This is a genomic window from Mesorhizobium sp. M1066, assembly GCF_040318635.1.
Lineage (GTDB): Bacteria > Pseudomonadota > Alphaproteobacteria > Rhizobiales > Rhizobiaceae > Mesorhizobium.
The window spans coordinates 1-1,560 of the sequence record NZ_JAMYMR010000104.1; the positions used below are offsets into that span (position 1 = coordinate 1).

Consider the following 1,560-nt stretch of genomic DNA (forward strand, 5'->3'; position numbering starts at 1 on the left):
CTAGCAGGCTGTTGAAGAAGTCAGCCGCGTTCGCAGACGAAGCCTGAATCGTCGGCATTGTGGATGTAGAAGTGGCCGACGAGGCGACCTGCGGTGCCGATGACAAGCCAGCCGCGGCCAGATGCCGGATCATTCTCATCGTGCCCTTCCCAAGAGAACTCCGCGCATGCCGAACCGTCTCGCGCGCCGTAGCGGACATCGAGGAAGCCTTTCAGTGCGCCGAAGGCGATCTCTCCGTCTGCCGCGCCTTTGAACGTCAGGTGCGCCTCTTCGACGAGATCGAGGAAGTCGTTGTCCCAGACATCCATTTCGACGATACGCCAGCGACCGGCAAAGGCCTTGGCGATGGCTGGAACCTTGGCCATCAGCTGGTCTCCACGATGAGCTTCGGCAAGCGCACCAGATTGTAGGCGGCAGCGCTGAAGGTGAAGGCCCATCCGACGCGGTCGCGGCCACGCAACTTCGTCTTCGCCTGCCCGGCGATGGTCTTGATCCAGCCGAAGGCTTCCTCGATCCGCTTACGGATGCGCTGGCTGACGGCGTAGCCGCCATGCCGCGTCGTGCGCCCGTCGATCGCCGAACGACGACCGTTCGTGTTCTGCGCCACGTGCGGCGTCACCTTCATCGAGCGCAACTCGTTGATGAAGTCCTGCGCATCATAGGCCTTGTCGGCGCCGAGCGTGATCGCCTGCGACCGGTCAGCGCGAGGTTCAATCATGTGCAGGGCGGCCACCCGCTCGGCATGCCCGTCGGCCTGCGTCAGGCAAGCATCGACCAGCAGGCCATGGCGGTTCTCCATCAGCCCATGTCCCATGAAGCAGAGCTTGGCCTCCTTGCCTTGCCCCTTGCGATAGAGCCTTGCGTCCGGATCGGTGGTCGAGACATGCGTCTCGTTCGAACGCTTCTGGCCATGGAAGTCTGCCTCCGTATTGCGCCCACCGCCCTCTGCCGGCGGCTCGCCCGAGCCATCCTTCGGCGCTTCGCCCGAGCCATCCTTCGGCTTCACGCTCTTCATTGATGCCCAGGCCTCGATCAGCGTGCCGTCGACCGAGAAGTGATCCGTGGACAGCAGCTTCTTCACCTTGGGCTGCGCCAGCACCGCGCTCAGGAACTTTGCGGCGATGTCGCCCTCCAGCAACCGGTCGCGGTTCTTGGAGAACACAGAATGATCCCAGGCCGCATCGTCAACGCCAATCCCGACGAACCAGCGGAACAGAAGGTCGTATTCCAGCCGCTCCATCAACAGCCGCTCCGAGCGGATTGAATAGAACGCCTGCAATAGCATCGCCCGCAGCAGCTTCTCCGGCGGGATCGATGGCCGTCCAATCGGCGAATACAGCGCCGCGAAGTCCCGCTCCAGCGCCGACAGGGCTTCATTCACGATCGTCCGGATCGCCCGCAACGGATGATTGCGCCGCACCCGCGCCTCAAGGTCAACATAGCTGAACAGTTCGCCAGTTCGATCATCGCCGCCGCGCACTCGTCACCTCCAAATCCCTTCGGAGCCAATGAATCACGGTCAGAGCCTTGCAGCGAGCGCCTTTTTCAACAGCCTGCTAG

The 1,560-nt window shown here is 62.8% G+C and carries 2 protein-coding genes; both read right to left on the minus strand.

Going from position 1 to position 1,560, the window contains the following annotated elements; genetic code table 11:
• Positions 1–20: 20 nt before the first annotated feature.
• Complete coding sequence (locus NKH52_RS35275) at positions 21–365, minus strand: hypothetical protein (protein WP_352656837.1); 345 nt, start codon at positions 363–365, stop codon at positions 21–23.
• Positions 365–1,480 carry an IS5 family transposase gene (locus NKH52_RS35280; protein ID WP_352656840.1) on the minus strand — a complete coding sequence of 372 codons (1,116 nt, stop codon included), beginning with the start codon at positions 1,478–1,480 and terminating at the stop codon, positions 365–367. Before NKH52_RS35280 ends, NKH52_RS35275 begins: the two co-directional genes overlap by 1 nt.
• Positions 1,481–1,560: the final 80 nt, after the last annotated feature.

Excerpts from the sequence above, each read along its gene's own strand:
- NKH52_RS35275 (WP_352656837.1), bottom strand. The coding sequence starts at position 365 with ATGGCCAAGGTTCCAGCCATCGCCAAGGCCTTTGCCGGTCGCTGGCGT.